General features: G+C 59.8%; 20 protein-coding genes. 5 read left to right on the top strand and 15 right to left on the bottom strand.

Annotation, left to right across the window (positions count from 1 at the left end; genetic code table 11):
* The first annotated feature begins 104 nt into the window (after positions 1-104).
* A complete protein-coding gene (locus ACFR99_RS01725) occupies positions 105-1232 on the top strand; it encodes a COG1361 S-layer family protein (RefSeq protein WP_390283767.1) in 1128 nt (375 codons plus the stop codon).
* A 108-nt stretch (positions 1233-1340) separates the two neighbouring features.
* On the opposite strand, the gene ACFR99_RS01720 is transcribed toward ACFR99_RS01725, so the two are convergent.
* Together ACFR99_RS01720 and ACFR99_RS01715 are read right to left on the bottom strand one after the other, a co-directional pair.
* Positions 1341-2282 (bottom strand): ABC transporter ATP-binding protein, encoded by a 942-nt coding sequence (locus tag ACFR99_RS01720; RefSeq protein ID WP_390283765.1) that lies wholly within the window; start codon positions 2280-2282, stop codon positions 1341-1343.
* Between the two features lie 97 nt (positions 2283-2379).
* Positions 2380-3540, bottom strand: a complete 1161-nt coding sequence (locus ACFR99_RS01715) for a sodium:phosphate symporter (RefSeq protein WP_390283763.1) — start codon at positions 3538-3540, stop codon at positions 2380-2382.
* 207 nt (positions 3541-3747) lie between these two features.
* Between ACFR99_RS01715 and ACFR99_RS01710 the strand changes: the two genes are divergently transcribed.
* On the top strand, positions 3748-3891 hold the full coding sequence (locus ACFR99_RS01710) for a DUF7557 family protein (RefSeq protein WP_390283761.1): 144 nt from the start codon (positions 3748-3750) through the stop codon (positions 3889-3891).
* Between the two features lie 193 nt (positions 3892-4084).
* On the opposite strand, the gene ACFR99_RS01705 is transcribed toward ACFR99_RS01710, so the two are convergent.
* The 3 genes from ACFR99_RS01705 to ACFR99_RS01695 all read right to left on the bottom strand — a co-directional run bounded on the left by ACFR99_RS01705 (position 4085) and on the right by ACFR99_RS01695 (position 7596).
* Positions 4085-4504 (bottom strand): CBS domain-containing protein, encoded by a 420-nt coding sequence (locus ACFR99_RS01705; protein ID WP_390283759.1) that lies wholly within the window; start codon positions 4502-4504, stop codon positions 4085-4087.
* Between the two features lie 585 nt (positions 4505-5089).
* Positions 5090-6220: a S1C family serine protease gene (locus tag ACFR99_RS01700; RefSeq protein ID WP_390283757.1), complete on the bottom strand. Its 1131-nt coding sequence runs from the start codon at positions 6218-6220 to the stop codon at positions 5090-5092.
* Positions 6221-6357: 137 nt separating this feature from the next.
* The gene (locus ACFR99_RS01695; protein ID WP_390283755.1) at positions 6358-7596 is read right to left on the bottom strand and encodes a mandelate racemase/muconate lactonizing enzyme family protein; all 1239 of its coding nucleotides are present in this window, start codon (positions 7594-7596) and stop codon (positions 6358-6360) included.
* Between the two features lie 177 nt (positions 7597-7773).
* Between ACFR99_RS01695 and ACFR99_RS01690 the strand changes: the two genes are divergently transcribed.
* A complete protein-coding gene (locus ACFR99_RS01690; RefSeq protein WP_390283753.1) occupies positions 7774-8586 on the top strand; it encodes a high-potential iron-sulfur protein in 813 nt (270 codons plus the stop codon).
* Between the two features lie 78 nt (positions 8587-8664).
* Here ACFR99_RS01690 and ACFR99_RS01685 read toward each other — a convergent pair whose 3' ends face one another.
* From ACFR99_RS01685 to ACFR99_RS01660, 6 genes are all read right to left on the bottom strand, one after another.
* Positions 8665-9534: an alanyl-tRNA editing protein gene (locus ACFR99_RS01685; RefSeq protein WP_390283751.1), complete on the bottom strand. Its 870-nt coding sequence runs from the start codon at positions 9532-9534 to the stop codon at positions 8665-8667.
* Positions 9535-9612: 78 nt separating this feature from the next.
* Entirely contained in the window at positions 9613-10143 is a 531-nt protein-coding gene (locus ACFR99_RS01680) for a multiprotein-bridging factor 1 family protein (protein ID WP_390283749.1), read from the bottom strand.
* 93 nt (positions 10144-10236) lie between these two features.
* The gene (locus tag ACFR99_RS01675; protein ID WP_390283747.1) at positions 10237-11514 is read right to left on the bottom strand and encodes a J domain-containing protein; all 1278 of its coding nucleotides are present in this window, start codon (positions 11512-11514) and stop codon (positions 10237-10239) included.
* A gap of 130 nt (positions 11515-11644) precedes the next feature.
* Positions 11645-12910 (bottom strand): DNA polymerase IV, encoded by a 1266-nt coding sequence (gene dinB / locus ACFR99_RS01670; RefSeq protein WP_390283745.1) that lies wholly within the window; start codon positions 12908-12910, stop codon positions 11645-11647.
* Between the two features lie 87 nt (positions 12911-12997).
* A complete protein-coding gene (locus tag ACFR99_RS01665) occupies positions 12998-13729 on the bottom strand; it encodes a GNAT family N-acetyltransferase (RefSeq protein WP_390283743.1) in 732 nt (243 codons plus the stop codon).
* 570 nt (positions 13730-14299) lie between these two features.
* Positions 14300-14935 (bottom strand): IS6 family transposase, encoded by a 636-nt coding sequence (locus ACFR99_RS01660; RefSeq protein ID WP_390283741.1) that lies wholly within the window; start codon positions 14933-14935, stop codon positions 14300-14302.
* A gap of 209 nt (positions 14936-15144) precedes the next feature.
* Between ACFR99_RS01660 and ACFR99_RS01655 the strand changes: the two genes are divergently transcribed.
* Entirely contained in the window at positions 15145-16152 is a 1008-nt protein-coding gene (locus ACFR99_RS01655) for a hypothetical protein (protein WP_390283739.1), read from the top strand.
* A 16-nt stretch (positions 16153-16168) separates the two neighbouring features.
* Here ACFR99_RS01655 and ACFR99_RS01650 read toward each other — a convergent pair whose 3' ends face one another.
* The 3 genes from ACFR99_RS01650 to ACFR99_RS01640 form a co-directional block, all read right to left on the bottom strand.
* Positions 16169-17446: a hypothetical protein gene (locus ACFR99_RS01650; protein WP_390283737.1), complete on the bottom strand. Its 1278-nt coding sequence runs from the start codon at positions 17444-17446 to the stop codon at positions 16169-16171.
* Between the two features lie 126 nt (positions 17447-17572).
* On the bottom strand, positions 17573-17794 hold the full coding sequence (locus ACFR99_RS01645) for a hypothetical protein (RefSeq protein WP_390283735.1): 222 nt from the start codon (positions 17792-17794) through the stop codon (positions 17573-17575).
* 90 nt (positions 17795-17884) lie between these two features.
* A complete protein-coding gene (locus ACFR99_RS01640; protein ID WP_390283733.1) occupies positions 17885-18691 on the bottom strand; it encodes a Cdc6/Cdc18 family protein in 807 nt (268 codons plus the stop codon).
* 210 nt (positions 18692-18901) lie between these two features.
* Here ACFR99_RS01640 and ACFR99_RS01635 point away from each other — a divergent pair, with 210 nt between their 5' ends.
* Entirely contained in the window at positions 18902-19960 is a 1059-nt protein-coding gene (locus ACFR99_RS01635; protein WP_390283731.1) for a Cdc6/Cdc18 family protein, read from the top strand.
* Here ACFR99_RS01635 and ACFR99_RS01630 read toward each other — a convergent pair.
* The gene (locus ACFR99_RS01630) at positions 19943-20392 is read right to left on the bottom strand and encodes a DUF8104 domain-containing protein (protein WP_390283729.1); all 450 of its coding nucleotides are present in this window, start codon (positions 20390-20392) and stop codon (positions 19943-19945) included. The genes ACFR99_RS01635 and ACFR99_RS01630 overlap by 18 nt on opposite strands.
* Between the last annotated feature and the right edge of the window lie 7 nt (positions 20393-20399).

The following is a 20399-nucleotide window of genomic DNA, read 5'->3' as shown; positions in this document are numbered from 1 at the left end:
GCGACGTAACACGTTGTTGGCCGGCGAGCGCTCGAGTAAGTCAGTTGTTCGCGGCTGGAACGGGCCTCGTGGTTTATTCTGTAATAGCTCGTTTCGGGTTGGATATGACAGGCGCGGAGCGTGAGCCGACACGGCGACGTCGCCACATTGTCACCCTCTTGCTCGCCGCAGTGGTGGTCGCCAGCGGCGTCGGCAGTGTCGCTTCGCTCCCCGATGGCAGCAGTGTCGCGCCGCAAGTCAGCGCGCCAGACAACGCCACGGCGCGCAACGAGTCGGCCACGACGGTCGACGGAGACGGCACTGCCGATGGGGCGGCCGTCCGCCCTCAACCCGGTCCGCCTGCGCCCGCAGGTAACGAGACGATCGCCACCTCGGAGACGGGACCATCGACGGCGGAAACGGCAGGCATCCCCGTACTACGACCGGTCGATGACAACGTCACGGTTGCCGTCGCGGACAACGAGTCCGTCCGTGCGGGTGAACCGACGACGATGACGTTCGAGGTGACAAACGACGGTGATGAGGACGTGACGGACGTCGTCGTCACGCTACAGACGACAGGGACGGTGACGTTCGGCCCGCCGACTGCACCCCAGCCGAGCCAATCGCTCTCCCTCGAGGAACTCGACGACGACGAGACCGAGACCGTCACCATCGACGTCAGTGCAGCCAGAGTCGAGTCGGGGACATATCCGGTGTTTGCGACCGTCCAGTACACCATCGATGAGGACGAAGACGATGACGACGACACCGACGAAACAGTCGTGACTGGCGGTCCCTCGCCAGTTCCGATCCCGGTCGACGATGCCCGCTCGTTCGACATCACGCTGGTCCGTGACCGGATTCCAGTCGACGGGTCTGGGGTCTATACGGTTCGGGTGACGAACGACGGCTCCGAGACGGTGACCGACATCGTCGCCGCGCTGAACGTGACACCGCCACTCTCGAGCGAATCGCCGACGGCGTACGTCGGGCGGCTCGAGGCCGGCGAGTCGGAAACGGTTCGGTTCGCCCTCGAGTCGTCCACGGACGCGATCGAGACGACGACCGGCGTCGAGGTCACGCTCATTTACGACACCGGGACCGGCGATCGCACGCGGACGGATCCGGTGACGACGCCGGTCACGATCGCTGACACCGACGAGCCGACCGATGTCGACTCGGTCGTTCCGTTCGCTGCCGTCGCGGTCGTGTTCCTGCTCGCGGCGATCTGGTGGCTTCGACGGCGATGAACGATCCGAGGGCCGCGATGGCGCGTTCGTACGGACGGCTGACACTCAGTGCCGGCGGGCCTGCGACCGCCATGCGGGCTCGCCGGGAATACAGGGGAGCAATCCGTATCAGGCGTCGGGCTCCGATTGCGCCGCGCGCTCTCCATCGTCTTCGTCGTCCGTCTCGCCGTAGAAATGCATGAACACGTCCTCGATAGACGCTTCGCGGACGGTCAGATCGAGGACCGTGTACTCGTGCAGGCGGTCGATCAGTGCGTCGAACTCCTGTGCGAGGACGAGCCGGTACGTATCGTCCTGCCGTTCGACGTGTGCCGTGCCCGGGAACTCGAGTGCCGACACCGGCGGCTCCTCGGCGAGTTGGACGGTGACGACCGTCCCTCCCTCTGCGAGAATGTTGTCGACGGTATCGAGTTCGATCAACCGGCCCTTCCTGATGATCCCGACGCGATCGCAGACGCGGCGCACCTCGCTCAGGATGTGCGAGGAAAAAAAGCTCGTGCCACCCCGCTCCTGTCGTTCCTCGAGCAGGGCGTAAAACTCGTTTTGGACGAGTGGATCGAGTCCCGACGTCGGCTCGTCCATGATGACCAGGTCGGGATCGTGCATGAACGCTGCGACGATGGCGAGCTTCTGGCGATTGCCGCTCGAGTAGGCCTTGACGTTGCGCTCGAGTGGAACGGGAAACCGCTCGAGCAGTTCCGCCCGCCGCTGGTCGCCACGGAGTCGGCCGAAGTAGTCGAGGACGTCCGCTCCCGTCACGCGGTTGTAAAAGGTCACGTCGCTTGGCAGGTAGCCGAGCTGCCGTTTCGCCTCGCACAGCTCGGTTCGGTCCGTGACGTCCCGTCCCAGCAGCCGGGCCTCGCCGTCAGTGGGTTTCAACAGCCCGAGTAGCAGTCGAATCGCCGTCGATTTTCCCGCGCCGTTCGGGCCGAGAAAACCGAAGATTTCCCCGCGTTCGACGGCGATCGAGAGGTCCTCGAGCCCGCGGACGTCCCCGTAGTACTTCGTCAGCCCGTCGGTTTCGATCGGGGATGGGTCGGCGCTTGTCACGTCATAGCGAACGACGACTCGAGCCTTATATGGACGACCCGTCGTGATCTGGCAACAGGTGCCGGTTCGCCCGTTGTCGCCCCATCAGGACTGTGTCTCACCGAAGAACGATAAGCAAGAGCGGGACGAGCAACAGTGAGACGAGAAAGCCAAGAAAGTAGCTACGAGTATCGACGATTTCCTCATACAGCACGGTGATGCCGCTAACGTATGTCTTATAGAATAGCAACAGCAGCAACGAGATAACAAAACCGAGAGCTAGCAATAGAGCGACTGTCATGACGCCGAGGGGGATGTCGAGTGCAACAGCGATAATGAGCGTGTCGACCAGCGTTCCGATATTTGCCCCCAGGATATACGAGATGATCTCGTGTCGTTTGATGTGGCCCCGGTTATAGAGTGGCACGATCACACCGAGGGAGAACGCAACACTCGTGGTGAGTGCGGTAAAGACGAGTCCGATCGTAAACGACGTCCACTTATCGTTCAGTTTGGTCACATACCGTTGACGCAATCGCTGTTTGTCAACGCCGTCGAGTGTTCGATCGAACAGTTTCATACTCAGGAAAATCAGTCCAAGTGCCACGAGAAACGCGAGTGCTGCCCCAACGGATCTGATGATTCCCTCGGTGACTACCGGGATCACAGCCGGAGCGTGCAGATTCGATTCGGGAACCAGCTGATCGGCGATACCTGTCCCGTCGATCAGCACGTACTTTCCGACCCCCGCCGATTCAACGACTGGGAGCAAGACGTATCCGACCACCAGTACCGGCAGATAGACCGAGTGGGTGAGCAAAAACGCCAATAGCCCGAGCTCCACCGACTCGCTCAGGGACTCGAGTTCTTCGTTCAGATAATCGAATGCGCCGATGAAGAGAACGATCGCAGCACCACCGAGCCGCGAGCCAACGAGCATGAGAAATAGCTGTGATGTGACGACGAGATCCGAGTTGAACAAGGTAAGCGAAAGGGCAGCAACGATCGAGCCGTTTGCCAACACGTACGATGCAATCCAACTGACACCGAGTGCCGAGCGATCACCGACGATGATTCGGTTGAGATTTCGTCTGAGAAACGGAGAGAGTGTCTCAACTGCCGACCCCAGCAGTTGGATTGCAAAGAGGAACAGAGCAACTGTTATGATGACCTGAAATGAGAGCGACAACGATGATTGGTTAGACAATCCCTCCACCTGTCCACAGCGATGCGCCAAGCCAACTAAAGAATTATCAGCAGTACGGACGTTAGTAATCAAACAACGACATTCTAGCGGTAAATATTAAACGCATTTGTCAGCTACGCGCTCGATGCCGCTAGACTCGGATCGCGTTCAACCTATCCCGCTCGTCCCTATATGGACCGATTCGGACCGGCAAACGTTTGACCAGTCCAGTCGTTCGCCGGTCGAACTGCTGTCGTGACGGGGAGTGATTTATTCATTTGGCGAACGTTAGCTTTTGTGATGGTCGAAACGATCGAACTCGAGGACGACCTCGTAGAACGCATGAATAGCTACCTCGAGGAGGACGAAACCCTCGAAGAGTTCATCGCAGAGCTGGTCACGATCTACGAGCAGGAGGGACGTTTTCTTCAAGAAGGCGCCTAGAAGAGCACGTTTCGCCGGAGACTCGCCCGAGACGAGCGACGTTCGAGCAAAACCGGTTGGCGTGGTATCCTGTGGCCGTAGTGATTCCGGCAGTGGTGCTGGTCGATCGAATCTGTGACGTCGGTGTGTCGCACCACCCGTGGCTACGGCTGGTGGTGTCCCTACATCTCGGACGAGAGGCTGGGATGGCCGGTCAGTACGGCGGCCGTTGTGCCCGGATGACTTCCGCGAGCTCCTGTTGTTCGTCGGCGAGGAGTTCGTTGAGGTCGTCGGCCGTGATAATGCCCTCCAGGGCACCGTCTGCGCCGGTGACGGGAAGCCGTCGGATACCGTGCTCGCTCATCAACTCGGTGGCTTCGTAGAATCCGGCGTCGTGCTCGATCGTGTGGAGGTCGTCCGACATCACGTCTTCAGCCACCATCTCGTCCGGATCGGCCTGGTCAGCGAGCACCTGCATCGTGAGATCGCGATCTGTGACGACCCCAACTGGCCCGTCGTCGGCAATGACGATGCACCCGACGTTTTCGTCTTGCATCGTCGCTGCGAGTTCGTGAACGGCTTCGTCAGTCGAGGCTGTAACGACATCGCTTCGTGCGAGGTTATCGATAGGCATGGGTTTCCTCCATCGTCCATCCCACAACGAGTGACATAGTTGTTCGTGGTGATCGAAGTGACAGTCTACCGATTCTAACAACTGCTCTCGGTACCTACACCGAGAGTCGATTCGAACACGATGGACAGTACATCACTCCGTCTCGAACGAGCATATACGACTGCTCACAGTGTGGACACGAACAGCCGAGTGAGACACCCGTCTCACGGGCGAGTCCGCGGATCGTGTTTCGCAGCCGGCGTTGTTCGGCTTCAGTCTTCGCTACTTGTCGTTTCAGACGCGTGAGTTCTGCAGACAGCTGCTGTTCACGGCTCGGTTCGTTTCTGCGTTGTCGTGGTAACATCACACAGGGTACGCGGTGGATCAGCAAAAAGAGTACGCTGACGTGACACCGAACTGACTACGGCGTTCGGATACGGGTGCCGACGTTGCACGTGACAGCCCCGCGTCCAACCGACTCGGCGACCAACCTCGAGAGATGGCTGAAGACGACGCCGATAGAGCAAACGAGGACGAAGCGGCTGACGCGCTCGTCCCCAGCGATGGTCTCCCGTAACTGGGTTTCGGCACGTCCGCAACCCACCCTCACGGAGCGGGCTCGATCGGCGTTTGCGGCAGTCGAGGTTCCGGCCGCGCTTCCAACGTCACCTCGACCGATTGCTGGTCGCCGTTTCGAACGACGGTGAGTTCGACCGTGTCGTCGGGGGCGGTCTCGAGCGCGAGATACGACAACAACTGTGCCTGATTTTGAATCTGCTCGCCATCGATGGCGACGATCACGTCGCCGCTACCACGACGGGCGGGAACCGCCGGCTCGAGGACGCCGTCGGCGGGTGCGTCCGGGACGACCTCCGTGACGAGGACACCAGTGGCGTCCTCGAGGCCGACCGCGTCGGCGATCTCCGGTCCGACGGGCTGGACGGCGACGCCCATGTATGGATGCTCGTACGTGTCGTCTTCGATGAGCGCTGGGACGACCCGATTGGCGAGTCGCGGCGAGATCGCAAAGCCGATCGCTTGCCCGGCACCGGCGAAGACGACCCCGAACACCTCGCCCTCGAGACTCACGAGCGGGCCGCCGCTGTTGCCGGGGTTGACCGGTGCATCGGTCTGGATCGCGGCCGGGATCGAGAACCCGGATGGGCTGGGTAAGACCCGATCGACACCGCTGACGATCCCCTGGGAAATCGAGGCGTCGAGGCCGAGTGGATTGCCGAGGGCAAGCACCTCCTGTCCGATGGCGGGTTCACGATCGACGATCGACAGTTCGGACGCGGCGTCGGGCATGTTTTCGACACGCAGGACGGCGAGATCGCTGTAGGGATCGGTGCCGACGATCGACGCGGTGCGCCACTCTTCGGTATTAAACTGCAGTTCGACCCCGTCGTCGGTCGCGTTCGAGACGACGTGGTCGTTGGTCACGACGTGTTGGTCGTCGATGACGAACCCCGAACCGAGGCCGCCACCGCCGCGCGGACCGGTGACGGTAACCAGGACGACGGAGCCGATCGTGTCGCGATACACTGCGGTGTACTCTCCGGTCGCGTCACCCTCGCCCTGCCCGTTCGACTCGCCATCCTCGTCTTGACCGTCCTGTGCGACGCTCGCGCCGACCCCGATTCCACCGATCGCAGCAACGGTTCCGACCGTTCGCAGTACTCGTCTGCGAGTAGGGTTCTCTGAAGACACGCCCGTAGCCACCCCAACGAACGGCATAAAAGGGCAACCAGCACACTCAGCCGGTCGGCTGGTCGGGCGCCCTGCAGGTCGTTCGACGCCGACTGTGACGGATCCGCCACAGCGCTGCCGCGAGGTTCGATGCGAGCACGTTTGCCCGTACTCACAACGGGGCGCTACGCCTCGTCGAAGAGCTCCTCGCCGTCGACCATATGTGATTCGACGGCGTCCATATCGAGCGTGACACCCAGCCCAGGTTCCTCGGGGATCTCGATATAGCCGTCCTCGATGACGTCTTCCTCGACCAGGTCCTCCCACCACCCGAGTTCGTAGGAGTGGTACTCGACTGCAAGCGAGTTCGAGATCGCCGCACCGACGTGGGCGCTGGCGACCGTCGCGACCGGCGAGGCGACGTTGTGCATCGCGACCGGGACGTAGTAGAGGTCCGCCAGATCGGCGATCTTCCGGGTCTCACGCATCCCGCCGACCTTGGGCATATCCGGCGCGATGATGTCGATGGCCTGCTCCTCGATGAGTCGGCGCTGGCCGTGCGTACGGTAGACGTTCTCGCCGACCGTGATCGGCGTCGTCGTCGATTGGGTGACCTCGCGTTGCACGTCGTGGTTCTCCGGCGGCACCGGGTCCTCGAGCCACCAGACGTCGTACTCCTCTAGGCGCTTCGCGAGCCGTTTGGCGCTGTCCGCCGAGAACGTCCAGTGGCAGTCGAAGGCCACGTCGGCCCGGTGGCCGACGCGTTCGGTGACTGCCTCGACGATCGACGCCTTGTGTTCGATCTCGGGGGGACGAAGGTGGCGGTTGGCGCGGTCCTTCTCGTGGCCGCTCGGGACGTCCAGATCGAACTTCAGGGCGTCGTAGCCCAGTTCCTCGACGACGCGTTCGGCCTCGTCCGCGCAGGCGATCGGATCGGCTTCCTCCTCGGTGTGACAGTCGCAGTACACCCGCACCTCGTCGCGGTACTTGCCCCCGAGTAACTGATAGGCCGGCACCTCGAGGATCTTCCCGGCCAGATCGTGCAGCGCGACTTCGATGCCCGCGATCGCAGTCACGGTGACGCCGCCGATCGAGCCCTCGCCGGACATCTTCTGGACGAGGTGTTCGGTCAGCCGATCGATGTCGAGGGGGTTCTCCCCTTCCAGGAAGGGAGTCATCCGCTCGATCAGTTCCGGCGCGCCGGCCCCCCAATAGGCCTCGCCCGTGCCGACGATGCCCGCGTCGGTGTAGATCCGTACGAGCGTCCACGGGAAGTTGCCGTCGACCATCGTCGTCTGCACGTCGGTGATCTCGACGTCCCGCCCCTGGCCGCGTTCGCGCGTGACTCCCATCGTCTCGCTCGAGAGGTCACGCATCGTGTACTCGGCGTTCGGGTCGCGTAACTGAGAGTAGTCGATGCCCATAGGGGCTCGTTCACTCCTAAGATAGTAATAGTTTCCACCCTCCGTGAGCAAGGTGGTCAACTCGGACCCGGTGAGACACTGTCCGATATCACGGGCCGCTATCGATCACAGCGGCGTCCTCGTGCGAGCGGGTGTGCGACCCCTCTCATTTATCTTTGCAGGTGATGTGGGACGGATATGGTGGGTGATGACATACCAAAATCCCGTCCTGACAACGTCGATGAGTGGCATCGACGGGCGTATCTCGCCGCCACTGCTGGCAGTACGGCAGGGATCGTGTGGTTGAGCGGATGTGTCGATGACACAGGAGACGGTGGCAACGGTGAGGACGCGTCGGACGAAAACGGGGATGCAAACGGTGATGACGACGAAGAGCTACCGGAGGGCGTCTCAGAGGAGGAGTTCGAACGCGGCCCCGTGCCGGAAGAGTATCGGACGGCGCTGTCACTCGGTCGGGAAGAACGAGACCCCGACGATCTGACCGCGAAAGCGGACGTCGGCTTCTCGGAGTACGACGAGGCCGACGAATACTCGTCACACGAACCGGGCATGTGCTGTGCGAACTGTGCCGACTACATCCCCGACAAGAACGGCGACACGTTCGGCGCCTGCGCGGAGGTCGAAGGCTACATCGACGGCGCGGATTGGTGTACGATCTACGAGGAACTGCCCGAACCGTCGGTTCCAGACGGGCTGTCCGAAGACGAATTGGCCACGGCTGCAGTTCCGGACGAGTACCGAACGGCGACCTCGCAGGCTGGTGAGGAACGGGACCCCGATGACCTGCGGACGCAAGCGGACGTGAACCTGATGGAGTCCGTCGAGGCGATCGCGGAGGAAGTGGCACTCCCAGGTCAGTCCTGTGGAAACTGTGCGGAGTTCATTCCCGATCAGAACGGGGATACGTGGGGTGCCTGTGCAAAAGTCGAAGGCTACATCGCAGTCGAAGACTGGTGTGGCATCTGGGAACACATCAGTGCAGAGAGCTGATAGCGGCGACCGGTTACAGAGTCTCGAGTGACCGTGTCTCTCGAGCGAACCGGGTTCGCATCCTGGCTCCGTCGGCACTCACATGTGCTCGAGTTCGTCACCGACTGCCTCGAGTTCGACGTCTAACGCCGATGTCGCGGCGAACGCGGCTCGCTTCTCGGCGAGCCGACGGCTGATCGCCCGCGGGCCGACGGCGAATTTGATCCGGATCACGCCCTCAGCGGGACGCGAGCAGCCGAGTACGGTGACGGGGCCGATTTCGCGGGTGTTACGGACGTGGGTCCCCCCACAGGCCGTCACGTCCCACGGGTTCGTCGGCCTGGTCGGACCGGATAGGCGGGTTTTGTTCTGTGCGTCGGTCTGGTCTTCGATCGTGACGATGCGAACCCGCCCGTTCTCGATGGCACCCTCGTCGGCACAGGCGTCGAACGCGAGCTCGTCGCGCTCGCGTGCCGCCGCGATCGGCATGTCGTCCCACGAAACCGGTCGAGACTCCCAGATCACGCGGTTGACCGTTCCATCGAGTTCGATCAGCGTCCCGTCGTCGACGGTCGCGTCCGTCTCGAGGTCGACCCGGACCGTCTCCGGGCCGATCTCGAGGCCGGCATACGAGCAGTCCGCGAGCAGCCGCCGTGCGGCCCCCGCGAGGACGTGACTGGCGGTGTGGGCCCGCATGCAGTACATCCGAAACGCCCAGTCGACTGAACACAGCACGCGATGACCCACCCTGAACGACGGCTCCGCGGCCAAGACGTGGACCGGCTCGCCGCCGACCAGTTCGACGTCGGTGACGTCGATATCACCGATCGTCCCGCGATCGGCCGGCTGGCCGCTGCTCGCACCATAGAAGTGACTGCGCTCGAGCCAGACGCGCCGGCCGTCGATCGACGTCACTTCAGTCTCGAACCGCGTGGCGTACGGCTCCGCTGCCGCCCGTTGCCCGGTCATCGGTCACAGTCTGTCGGCCGCAACCAAAAGTTTGCCCGCTCTGACTGTCACAGAATCCGAAAAATAATCGGCTCCCGCTCACTCGGACAGCGTCACGTCGAGGCGCTCCTCGAGCGCCTCGATCAGTCCGCCGCCGATGCCGGCCTGGGTCGCACGGCCCTGTTCGACGGCGAGGATGTCCGTCTCCGGTGCGCCGAGTTCTTCGGCGAGTTCCTCACGCTGAAGGCCGGCTTCCCGGCGGGCCGCGACGAGTGCCTCACCGTAGTCCGAGACGAGATACGGGAGCGGATCGTCGTCGTAGTTGGTGCCCTCGCTCTCCCAGTGTTTGGAGTCGCCGTCCCAGACCGGGTTCGCTTTCGCGACGTTCTGGGCTGCCTTCTGTTTTCGACTGGGCTCGTCGCTCGAGCTGCCGCCACTGCTCGCGTTCCCCCCGCTTCGGTTTCGGTCCCGGCCGTGAGTCTGCGAATCGTCGTGTGGTGCACAGTCCGGACAGACCTCGAGTTCGGCTCCCGCGACCGACGCGAGCCGAAGCGAGTCGCTCTCGGCACCACAGAGTTCGCAGTTCGTCCCGCCACCGCCGCCGGACGAACCGGTCGAATATTTGGCCATGCGACACATTGTCCCCTGTCGCATTTTAACCGTTCGGTACGGGGAACCTGACCGACGGTCTCGGCCCATGAGCGTCGCTCCGAACTGCGAAAATCAACGACCGAGATGTTTCCGGATGGTCGCCCGGACCGGCAGCGCCAGCCCGCCGAGCAGCGGGACGAGGACGAACGTCGCGAGATCGACTGGCAGCGAGGCCGCGCCGGCCACAGCAGCGACGAAGCCAGCCGCCGGAGCGAGGACGGGCACCACGTACAGGTACGATGGCGTCCAGCCAGGCAGCCGCCGCGTGTGGCGGACGATCACGCCGAACAGCAGCGGCATCAGGACCGCCCCCGCGAGCAGTGGCCCGCCGACCAGCGTCGTCGTCGCCCCCAGCGCGAGCGCGATGACGATCGTCTCGTCGATCGTCACTGCTCCCCACGTGTCCTCTCGACGGACGAGACGCGTCACGAGCAGGACGGCCAGTGCGAGTGCGACGACACCCGCTAACGCAGCGTACCACAGTGTCGGCTCCAGCGACGGCGTCACGATCTCGACACCCTGGACGAATCCGACGGTGGTCTCGAGCCCGTGGCGACTCGCCGACAGCAGCGTCCAGATCCCTGCTGGATCCGCCCCGGTCGCACGCACGTCGGCCCAGAGCGACCGCAGCGACGATTCGTTTGCGAGCGCGAAGTGAGCGAGGCCAGCGACGTAGACGAACAGTGACAGCCAGAGCAGCGGCAGCGAGAAGTTCTGGCGACGCCACCAGCGAGCGATTGGATTGCCGGTCGCCGTTGCCGAATCGGACTCGACCTGTGTGTCCGTCTCGCTCGACTGACCGGTTCCGCGAGCCGTCTCGCCTGCGGAACTCGTGGTCTGCCCGGCTGTCCCCGGGTTGCTCCCACCGGCGGTCCCTGCTCCGGTTGCGCTCGCGGTACGCTGTGCAGTGCCGGTCGCCGTCGATCCCGTCGTCGAACCGGTCGCACCAGCGGTTGCCGTCGACGAGCGATTCGACGCGCTCGCGCTAGCCGTTCCGGAGCTAGCTGTCGTCGATGAGGACGATTTCGTCTTCGACTCCGAATAGTTCAGTTCCGTTCCGTCGGTTTCCTCGTCGTCTCCGTCGTCGCTTTTCCAGACGTCGGGCGAGGGCAGGCCGCTTGTCCGTTTGGCGACGTAATCTTCGTGGCCGAGTCGGTCGTAGGCCTGTCGTTCGACCGGATCGCCGAGGATATCGTAGGCAGTCTTGACCGCGGTGAACTGGGCCTGTGCGCGGTCGTCGTCGTTTACGTCCGGGTGATAGACCCGGACCTGCTCGCGGTAGGCCTCCTTGACCTCGTCCTGGGAGGCGTCGGGGGAAATCTCGAGCAGGTCGTAAAAGTCCTCTGTCATGTGAGCGTGGAGACGATGTGGTCTGTCCTCTGATTGTTGGGGAGGGGTTATAATTTCAATGTTCTTTCCGGTTCGGATTCCTGATCACATCGCTCGAGATCGAGCTTCAGGCGTCATCGCGGTGGCTGGCTCACGAAAAATCGGTCAGCGACGACTGCCCGGCCGTGCGGTCGTCGCTGGCCGCGGTCCCCGTCGGCGACTCACTGCTCGGCTCGGGATCGTCCCCGCTTCGTTCCCAGCTCTCGAGGCTGGCCTGATCGGCGGCCGCGAACTCGAGGTTGGCCACCCGAACGCCGACTTTGCGGACGGGGTCGGTTTCGAACTCGGTGAATAGGTCACGAGCGATCCGGTCGACGAGGTCCGGTTCGTCGACCGGCCCGGGCAGCGATCGCTCGCGTGTATTGACATCGTATGGTGGCGTAACGGCCTTGACGCCGATCGTCCGGTACAGCGCACCCTCGCGCTGAGCGCGATCCGCGACGGCCGCCGCGAGGGTCTCGATCTGCTCGTACTTCGGACTCGGCTCCGTGACCGGCTCGGCGAACGCCGACTCCCGGGAGAAGCTCTTGGGATCGCCTTTCGGCTCCACGCGGCGGTCGTCCTCGCCGCGAGCGCGGTCGTACAGCTCCCGGCCGCGCTCGCCGAAGCGCTCGACCAACGGCTCCGGATCGGCTGCGGCGACGTCGCCGGCCGTCTCGAGGCCCATCTCCCGAAGCTCGCGGGCGGTCACAGGGCCGACGCCGTGGAGTAAGTCGACCTCGAGCGGTGCGAGAAAGTCCCGAATTTTGCCCGGCTGGACGACCGTCAGGCCGTCGGGTTTGTCGAAGTCGCTGGCGATCTTGGCCGCGCTCATCGTCGGGGCGACGCCGACGCTGACGGTCACGCCGACCTCCCGGCGGATGCGATCCTTGATGTGACGGGCGAAGCCGTCCGCGACCTCCCAGGCCGTACGATCGGTCACGTCGAGGTAGGCCTCGTCGATGCTGACCTCGCGGACTACGTTGGCACAGTCGTGGAGGATCTCGCGGACGTCGGCCGCGACCAACTCGTAGTAGTCCATGTCGACGGGCCGGTAGTAACCGGTTTCTGCGCGCTCTCTGTCGTCGTCCAGCTTGCCGGCCTCGTACGCTGTGCGTCTGGGCAGTCGCTCGAGGGCCGTCGAGATGGCCTGGGCGCTCTCGACACCGAACTCGCGGGCCTCGTAGCTGGCGGTGGCGACCGCGCCGACGGTCTCGCCCGGCTCGTACCCCATGCCGACGACGAGGGGCTCGCCACGGAGGTCGGGCTCGCGCAGTCGCTCACAGGACGCATAGAAGCAGTCGGCGTCGACGTGACAGACGATGCGGTCCTCGTCGTCCTCGCGTTCGACGCCCGGCAGCCGCGGGCCATCGGACATTCGTCTACCAGTCGATTCGTCCGGACGGACGTGAACGTTGCGCCCCGAGCAGGGAGCGACCAGCGGACGGTGAGGTTCGCGCGGCGGCTAGAGTTCGTAGGCCATCATCACTTCGTCGACGTACTCGTCGTCGATCGTGTAGTGGTCCTTGCGGATCGCCTCGGTGTTCCACCCGTGTGCGGTCAGGAACTCGAGCGCGCCATCGTTGACGACCGGCACGCTGTTGTAGACTTTGCGGTAGCCGTTCGCTTCGGCCCACTCGATCCCCCGCTGTAAGAGCGTGCTCCCGATGCCGTGGCCCCGGTAGGCTTTGCGGACGCCGACGGTCTGCTGGGCGACTTCCCGAACCGGGTCAACCTGGTGGAGATCGAGGTGGGTCCAGCCGATGACGTCGCCGTCGACGGTCGCGACGAAGAACACCCGGGACTCCACTGCGTTGTGTCTGCTGACGGTGTCGTCGTACAGGAGCTGCTCGGCGATCGTCTCGGCGACGACGTAGGTCTCCTCTGCGGTGACGTCGCGGATCGTCTCGATGAGCCCGTCGAAGTCCTGCTGGCGCGCTGGCCGGACGGTGACGGTAAACTCGCCCAGGTCGTGCTTTTCGATGGCCCCGAACTCGAGTGCGATCCGGAGCGTCCCGCCATCCTCTTCGAGGTAGCCGTCCGTTTTCAGCGTCTCGAGCCGGTCCTGAAACTCCTCGGCCGGGAGCGAGACGACATCCCGGAGCTTGTGCCGCTCGACGGTCCCGTGCCGTTCGACGTACTCGTAGATTCGTCTGCTGGCTTCAGACGCAAACGTCGGCCGATCTATCGCGTCCATACGCACTGTATGGAGACCCACCGCTTATCCCTTGTGTATTGGTACCACACGCCTAATAAGTCGTCGAGCGACCCGCTATAGTAGCTACTGAACGTCACTGCACACCCGATCGCATGATGGGAGCGCGGTTCGGAGCGAGCACCGGGAGCGAGAACGGCGGACTGTGCGATCGGTGTGTCAATCGTTTCAGTTGTTGCTATCTCCCCACAAGTAGCCGCAGCCGCTGAAAAGGCGGTGTTAATTATATCCGCGCCACTTCTTCCCGCACTCGGTACACTTGAAGGCCTGTACTGGCAGCGTGGCGAGAAACAATCAAATATAGCGGAATAAACTCGGTTTAACTCGTACTTTCGGCATAATCGGTTTTGGCGGTTGCTGGCGGAGGCCGGATAAAACCGCGTCTGCCGCATCCGGGTCATCGCCGTCATGCCCTCTCCATAATAAGGTAATACGGGAAGCAACCTAGGTTTTTCGGTCCTCACACCACTATAACCCTGTAAAAAACTGTATAAGCAGTATCTGATTTCGAAGAGGATGTATTAATTCTTGAGTGGCTTTGACCGGTCGTGTTCAGATTAGCTGATTCCATGCGAAGGCGAACGATCTGAGCCACTGATTAGCAGTTTCTGCGGAAGCGTTGCTAAAGCAGTTTGAGAACGATGACGTTCTTCGTTTTATCTCTCTAAAGACACGTTCGACGCTGTTCCGATTTCCATGTCGTTCATGTCTGAAATCGAGGCTATGTCGCTGACAGGCATAGTTCAGTGATTTATCTCCATCAACGAGAAACACAGCATCATCGACATCATGTTTCTCGCGTAATTCCGTGAAGAACGCACTAGCGATAACCTTGTTTCTCGTCGGTTCAAGCTTTGTATGGAGTAATTCATTAGATGCTGGATCGACGGCTGCGTACAGCCAATACTGCTCATCATCGAGTCGGATCACTGTCTCATCGACTGCAACGTGATCCGGACTCCGACAGGAAGTTGGCTGTAGATCTGCCTTGTGAACCCAGTTATGAACAGTCGAGCGAGCCCGTTCAACACCGAATATCTCGAGAACTCGAACAGTATTCGAAAGCGAGAGTCCAGCAAGATGGATCTGAATACTGAGCTTCATCAACAGCCGCGGTGTTGCTTCTCGCTCCACAAAATCCAAGTCGATCTGGCCGATACTACGGCTGAGGCACGCGTTTTCTGACATGGACACTCACAAAACGCGACGCCTCACCTTTCAATCCTTATTTGAACACTGCCCTTTGACCGCACGTAGACAGGAATTGAGGTTGAACAGCGGCAAGCACAGCCATAACCGAAACCATGCCGCGGACACAGAGAGGGTAGACCTCTAACGGCGACAGCTCCCCGGCTGTATGTCAGAACGCCGATTACTCCGGGTTCGGAGCCGACAAGATGGAGGTAGTGGAGTACTACGCTAACCAGAGCTACTTCCAGGCACTGGCGAACGCGGAAGGCGTGGATCCTTCCAACGGTGTCGCAACCAAGTTCGTCGATAACAACGGCTGGACAACACAGTGGCAGACAATCCACCAGGCAGAGAAAAAGTACGACGGAAAGGACGAAACATCCTGCGACAGCTGCCAGAGCTTCTCACTCTGGAACAATACAGTGAACATCAAGATGCCGGAGGTCGAGAAAGCTTACGACGACACCGATTCAAGCGACAACGAAAAAGCATGGCGTGTAGAGAACGCTGGTATCAGTGAGGCAGACATCCTTTCGCCCTTAGATCCCGAAACCACGAAACCAATCTTTCCCGGTGGTTTTGCGGGTAAATGCAGCGAAGGACAGATGTGGCAGTATGACAATCCAGACGGCAGCGGTGATCCTCAGTGGATGTGTTCGGGAGATATTCCATGGGATCAGCCCGTGATGCTTCCGGAGACCAACGGAGGTTTCATAGCTCTTATAATACCTCACACAAACCTGATGACGGGGGATGAATTAGTTTCTCAAGGTTGGTCAATATTCGAGTCTTATCCTCAGGCGTCTTCCAACAGAGATGAATTAGGTTCTCTTAAAACTCTGAAGGCTACGTGCTGGGTTGGAGACCTAAATGATGACCCTCAGGAACTGCCTGACAGTAAGGTAATCAGTGATAACGTAGATATTTCAGATAGTGGTAGTCCATTCGGGATTTATGGGGAGGTCGACAAAGCACCGAACTCCGAGTACAGCTGTAACTGGGAGTACGTTACAACTACAGGAGAGGTTATCTCTAACGTCGGTACTCCTGTCCCTATGCAGGAAGGTGACACGACGCTTGAGAACATGGACCAAGACTTTGTTGACTGGAAGAGTGACCATCTCACAAATATCAACGGCCTCGAAACAACTTACAGCAGTCTATCAGACCTCAGAGGCAACACTTCAGAATGGAATCTTGTGGAGATACAGTAGAAGAAGGGAAGAGATTTTATAGGGCAGCTACTTCCATATCGGTAGCTGTTCCCTCTGCCTGGTAATCGATTTCGGGGCTGAGTTCGGCGGTGAGTCCGAAGTCTTGGAGTGATTCGATGAGTTCTCCTCCTTTTCCTTTTCTTAGTCGGGTCATTGCGTTGATGAGGAGGTCGTTTTCCCAGTTCATGTTGTGTCCGAAGGCGTGTTCTACTTCTTCCATGTATTCTCTGTTGCTGGATAGTGCTGTTAGTTGTTGTAGTGTTCCTTCTGCTTGGTCTAGGTTGTTTTCTGTTGTCCAGAGCGGTGTTTGGTTTCTGTGGGCTTCTGGATATCCTGCTTCGCTTGGTGGTTGGTGTGTTAGTCCGCCTCTTCCTGTTTCTACGTGGTATGTTTGGTCGGTGTCGTGGTCGTGGAGTAGGACTGTTTTATGTCCGGTGTTGTACATTGTTCCGGTTGTTACGTTGTCGAGTTCTGTTTCGAGTGTGGCTGCAAGGAAGTTGGCTTGTCCGCTGGGTTGTCCGCTTCCGCCGATTGCTGGTCCGGCTTCCTGTATCCATTCCATTGCGTATCTTTGGAGTTGGTCTTTTCTGGATAGGTTTTCTATGTCCCATTCATTGTGGGCGTTTTCTATGGCGTTTTCTCCTACTTCTTTCCAGGTTTTTCGTGCTCTGGGTGTGCTGCGTTCCAGTTCTTCTTCCAGGTAGTCTTCTCTAAGCTTTCCGTGTATTTCTTTGTCGTCGACGAGGGTTTCTTCGTATATTTCTTCCGGGTTTTTGTTTATGGTTAGTTCTGTTTCTACTGTTTTGGTGATTTCTCTTCCGTATTCTGGGTCTTCGGCGGTTATTTCGAGGTGGAGTGTGGTGTTTCCGGGGAGGACTTCTTCTTTCGCTGCTTGCCAGATGTTTCCCTCGGTGTATTCCATGCCGTCGATCTCTGTGAAAAGTCCTGCTTCTTCGAGAAGTTCTTCGCTGTAGTCGGGGTGGTTCCTGACGGTGTATCCCGTGACCTCGGCGATGTTCTCCTGTGACAGTGTCTCGGTCTCTCCGTCAAGGGTTCTCTGTATGTCTATACCCATCTCGAACCGGTCTTCCCCTTCAAGATCTGTCGCACCGTCCTTGAAACCTATGGCGGCCTGGTAATCCGGCTCCAGGTCATCTTCCTCTGGCTTCGAACTGCTGTTTGGTTCTCTATTCTCGCTGTTATTTGAGCTGTTGCAGCCTGCTACTACTGTTGCTGCGGCTGTTCCTGTTGCTGCGAGAAGGTTGCGTCGAGAGTAGATGCTTTGGTCGGTCATACCGGTTATTTTCTCTACTTGAACCTATCTTTCAAATAATTACCGGCGAGTGAACACAACACTGTTTCTGCAAAGCCCGTAATCCTGCAAAGGTAGATATACCGATCAAACGTCCGAGGAGAGTGATCAGGGCCACGGCCGGTAGTACTGTAGTTCTGCGTCTTCGAACTTTTCCTCGAACCGTGTGATGTGGACCGGGTAGACCTCTTCCAGGAACTCTTCGGGTGTGAGTTCGCTGTAGGTGTAGACGCCGTCGATCTCGTAGTCGCCTTCCTCGTCGTCGAGGACACGGACGTTCACCTCCAACTCGATTTCGGGAGGTTCCTCGTAGAGTCGTGGTCCAATCACAATCCCGATCTGGTTTTTCTCGAGGCCGCAGAGATCCAGGTACTCCTCGATATGCCGGACCGGGTCGTACTCTGTCCTTTCGACTGTTGATCACCCTTCGATTTTTTCCAGGAACCGTGGAGTGACTTCTTGGACGTCTTCCTTGGATGCCTGGCGTCCTGCCTGAAGCAACCGTTCGAGTGCGTCCCGGCAGTCACCGCCTGACTCAGCCACCTCTTCAGCGATCTGTTCTACTGCCTCGGGCTGTACCGCTCCCGGAAGGAACGCCTTCTCAACACGGTCACCGAGGATTTCACGTAGCTCCTCAACGGTGTAGGGTTTGAACTCTATGGACCGGCAGTTCAGTCGGCTTCTGCTCCGTGAGTCGAGGAAGATCTTTCCGGGCGGCCGGTTCGAGATCAGTACCTGCCCAACCTTGTTTTCAGAACTTTGGCTCAGCATGTGGAAATCGTATATAATCTCGGCCTTGTCCTCGAGCTGGTCGAACTCGTCGAGGGCGACCGCGATACAACGGTTCTTGTCGAGCCATGAACCGATGATCTTGAGGAGCGAGTCAACGGGTTTCCCTTTCCGTGGAGCAGGATAGCCCAGCTGGATCAAGAGTTCTGTCAGGAGTGAAGGCCGTGTCCTGTACTGCCAGCAGTTGATACGGACCGTTCTCACCCTTGTCTCGTTCTCCAGTGCGTCGAAGACATGGTCGACACAGACGGTTTTCCCGCTTCCCGGCGGACCGTACACCAGAAGGTTTTCCGGAGCCTTCTGTTCTGTAAGCGGCCGGACCGCGTCCCGTATACCGTGGATCTCACGCTCTCGATCCACTATGTCCGGAGGAGCAGACTCCGCGTTAAGGAGTTTTTCAGACCGGATAATGCCATCGTTGGATGTAGTTTCGAACATTCCAGTATCTCACCTCTGTACTTCTCACACCTGTCTGTCCTCATTGAAAAGCGGGGCCGCGGACTCTGTTTCGTATGTGGAAGACTGCATTCATCCTCGAAAAGGTTCAACGTCGAACAATGGTATGACGCTCGATTCGTGGGGAAGTCGTCCAAGCGAATACGGGTGTGTCAAAACCTGTGTAGAGGTACTCCAGAAACCATCTATGTTATGTCAAACCTTATTGATACGCGGACACCTTTGGAAACCACGCATCTCCCGGCACAGTTCGTGGGGAGAGAGGCCGAACAGGACGCTCTCAACGATGCTTTCAGCGTTGAAGACGAGAGCTGTCTCCCCAACTTCCATGTGTACGGGCCGCGCGGCACAGGAAAGACACATCTCCTCCAAAGGTTCCTGACGACGTTTCCACCGACGTTCACCACCTGCTACATCTCCGGCATCCACCAAGACACACAGTACAAAGCATTGGAACGTCTCTACCAATTACTGACCGGTACAAAGCTCGGCACAGGACACCACATCGCCGACATCCAACGAAAGGTGGAAGAACAGGTTACTCTGCCGACGGTGATCGTGGTTGACGAAGTCGACTTCCTTCTCTTGGACGATGGGGACGACCTCCTCTACTTCCTCACACGTCTCGAGAACACCGCGGTCATCACGGTCTCAGCCAACCAGCCAACGATCAAGGACGAAATGGATGACAGGACGTACAGCTCGTTCCAGCCACAGCACCTGACACTGAACAGGTACACACCCAACGCGGCACGTCAGATCCTTGCTGACCGCGCACGGAAAGCACTTCAACCAGAGTCACTGCAGAGAGACGCACTGACGTACATCACAACGACAACCCAGAACATCTCCATCGGGCTCACCTGGCTGCGGGAGGCGGTCGAAACCGCTGAAGAACAGATCAACACCGAACTGGTACAGGAGGTCGAGGTTGCGGCTTACCACAAGTATGTGAGAATGCTTCTCAACCGGTTTACCACGCACCACCGCCGTCTGTACAACACTATCGCCCGTCTCGAACAAGAACGAGATGCGCCGCTTACGACAGGAACCGTCTACAGAGAGTACAGCGGACGTTGTGAATCCGCGGGTGTCGCACCATTGAGCGAACGCCGTATAAGCGACTTCCTGACCCATCTGGAACTGCTTGACCTGATCGAGGCATCCTACCACTACGGAGGACCGATGGGGAAGACACGTGAGATACAGTTGGTTGACTGGAACTCCCACGGTTCAGAGGAGACCGAGTAAGAGGTCGTCGTCGAGTGCGTCTAACTCACGGCGGACCTCGCGACGTTCCTGTTCGAGTCTCTGTCGGTCACTCCAGTGCCGTCGACGTTCCTCCCTGAGTTCCTGTCTGAGCTCCCGTATACGGCTTTTATTATGTTCTTTCCTGTCTCGGCTGCCGCTTCCGAACCGTCTGAGCAGCTGTTTCAGGTTTTCCTCGTACCGCTGTACCTCCCTCTCCAGTTCGTGGACCAGTTCTTCGTGTAGACCGGTTCGTTCCTGGATCTGTTCCTCGATCTCCTCGAGCAAGGTTTCAACACGTCTACGTTCCTCTCTGTGTGCTTCGGTCAGCAACTGTTCGATTCTCTCTTCACCGTAGGTTTCCCCGCCACGTCCGAGTATCTCATCAGCAGCGGTGTGAGGTTCCAGCAGCTCGACGTACTCTTCGTAGACCATTCCCTAC

The sequence above is a fragment of the Haloarchaeobius amylolyticus genome, assembly GCF_042678045.1.
GTDB classification, from domain to species: domain Archaea; phylum Halobacteriota; class Halobacteria; order Halobacteriales; family Natrialbaceae; genus Natrinema; species Natrinema amylolyticus_A.
This window is presented reverse-complemented; position numbering and strand designations above follow the sequence as displayed.

What these genes read in the sequence shown, in the direction of transcription:
- ACFR99_RS01725 (WP_390283767.1), top strand. Translation starts at nt 105, where the DNA reads ATGACAGGCGCGGAGCGTGAGCCGACACGGCGACGTCGCCACATTGTC.
- ACFR99_RS01710 (WP_390283761.1), top strand. Translation starts at nt 3,748, where the DNA reads ATGGTCGAAACGATCGAACTCGAGGACGACCTCGTAGAACGCATGAAT.
- ACFR99_RS01705 (WP_390283759.1), bottom strand. Translation starts at nt 4,504, where the DNA reads ATGCCTATCGATAACCTCGCACGAAGCGATGTCGTTACAGCCTCGACT.
- ACFR99_RS01700 (WP_390283757.1), bottom strand. Translation starts at nt 6,220, where the DNA reads ATGCCGTTCGTTGGGGTGGCTACGGGCGTGTCTTCAGAGAACCCTACT.
- ACFR99_RS01695 (WP_390283755.1), bottom strand. Translation starts at nt 7,596, where the DNA reads ATGGGCATCGACTACTCTCAGTTACGCGACCCGAACGCCGAGTACACG.
- ACFR99_RS01690 (WP_390283753.1), top strand. Translation starts at nt 7,774, where the DNA reads ATGGTGGGTGATGACATACCAAAATCCCGTCCTGACAACGTCGATGAG.
- ACFR99_RS01685 (WP_390283751.1), bottom strand. Translation starts at nt 9,534, where the DNA reads ATGACCGGGCAACGGGCGGCAGCGGAGCCGTACGCCACGCGGTTCGAG.
- ACFR99_RS01680 (WP_390283749.1), bottom strand. Translation starts at nt 10,143, where the DNA reads ATGGCCAAATATTCGACCGGTTCGTCCGGCGGCGGTGGCGGGACGAAC.
- ACFR99_RS01675 (WP_390283747.1), bottom strand. Translation starts at nt 11,514, where the DNA reads ATGACAGAGGACTTTTACGACCTGCTCGAGATTTCCCCCGACGCCTCC.
- dinB (WP_390283745.1), bottom strand. Translation starts at nt 12,910, where the DNA reads ATGTCCGATGGCCCGCGGCTGCCGGGCGTCGAACGCGAGGACGACGAG.
- ACFR99_RS01665 (WP_390283743.1), bottom strand. Translation starts at nt 13,729, where the DNA reads ATGGACGCGATAGATCGGCCGACGTTTGCGTCTGAAGCCAGCAGACGA.
- ACFR99_RS01660 (WP_390283741.1), bottom strand. Translation starts at nt 14,935, where the DNA reads ATGTCAGAAAACGCGTGCCTCAGCCGTAGTATCGGCCAGATCGACTTG.
- ACFR99_RS01655 (WP_390283739.1), top strand. Translation starts at nt 15,145, where the DNA reads ATGGAGGTAGTGGAGTACTACGCTAACCAGAGCTACTTCCAGGCACTG.
- ACFR99_RS01650 (WP_390283737.1), bottom strand. Translation starts at nt 17,446, where the DNA reads ATGACCGACCAAAGCATCTACTCTCGACGCAACCTTCTCGCAGCAACA.
- ACFR99_RS01640 (WP_390283733.1), bottom strand. Translation starts at nt 18,691, where the DNA reads ATGTTCGAAACTACATCCAACGATGGCATTATCCGGTCTGAAAAACTC.
- ACFR99_RS01635 (WP_390283731.1), top strand. Translation starts at nt 18,902, where the DNA reads ATGTCAAACCTTATTGATACGCGGACACCTTTGGAAACCACGCATCTC.
- ACFR99_RS01630 (WP_390283729.1), bottom strand. Translation starts at nt 20,392, where the DNA reads ATGGTCTACGAAGAGTACGTCGAGCTGCTGGAACCTCACACCGCTGCT.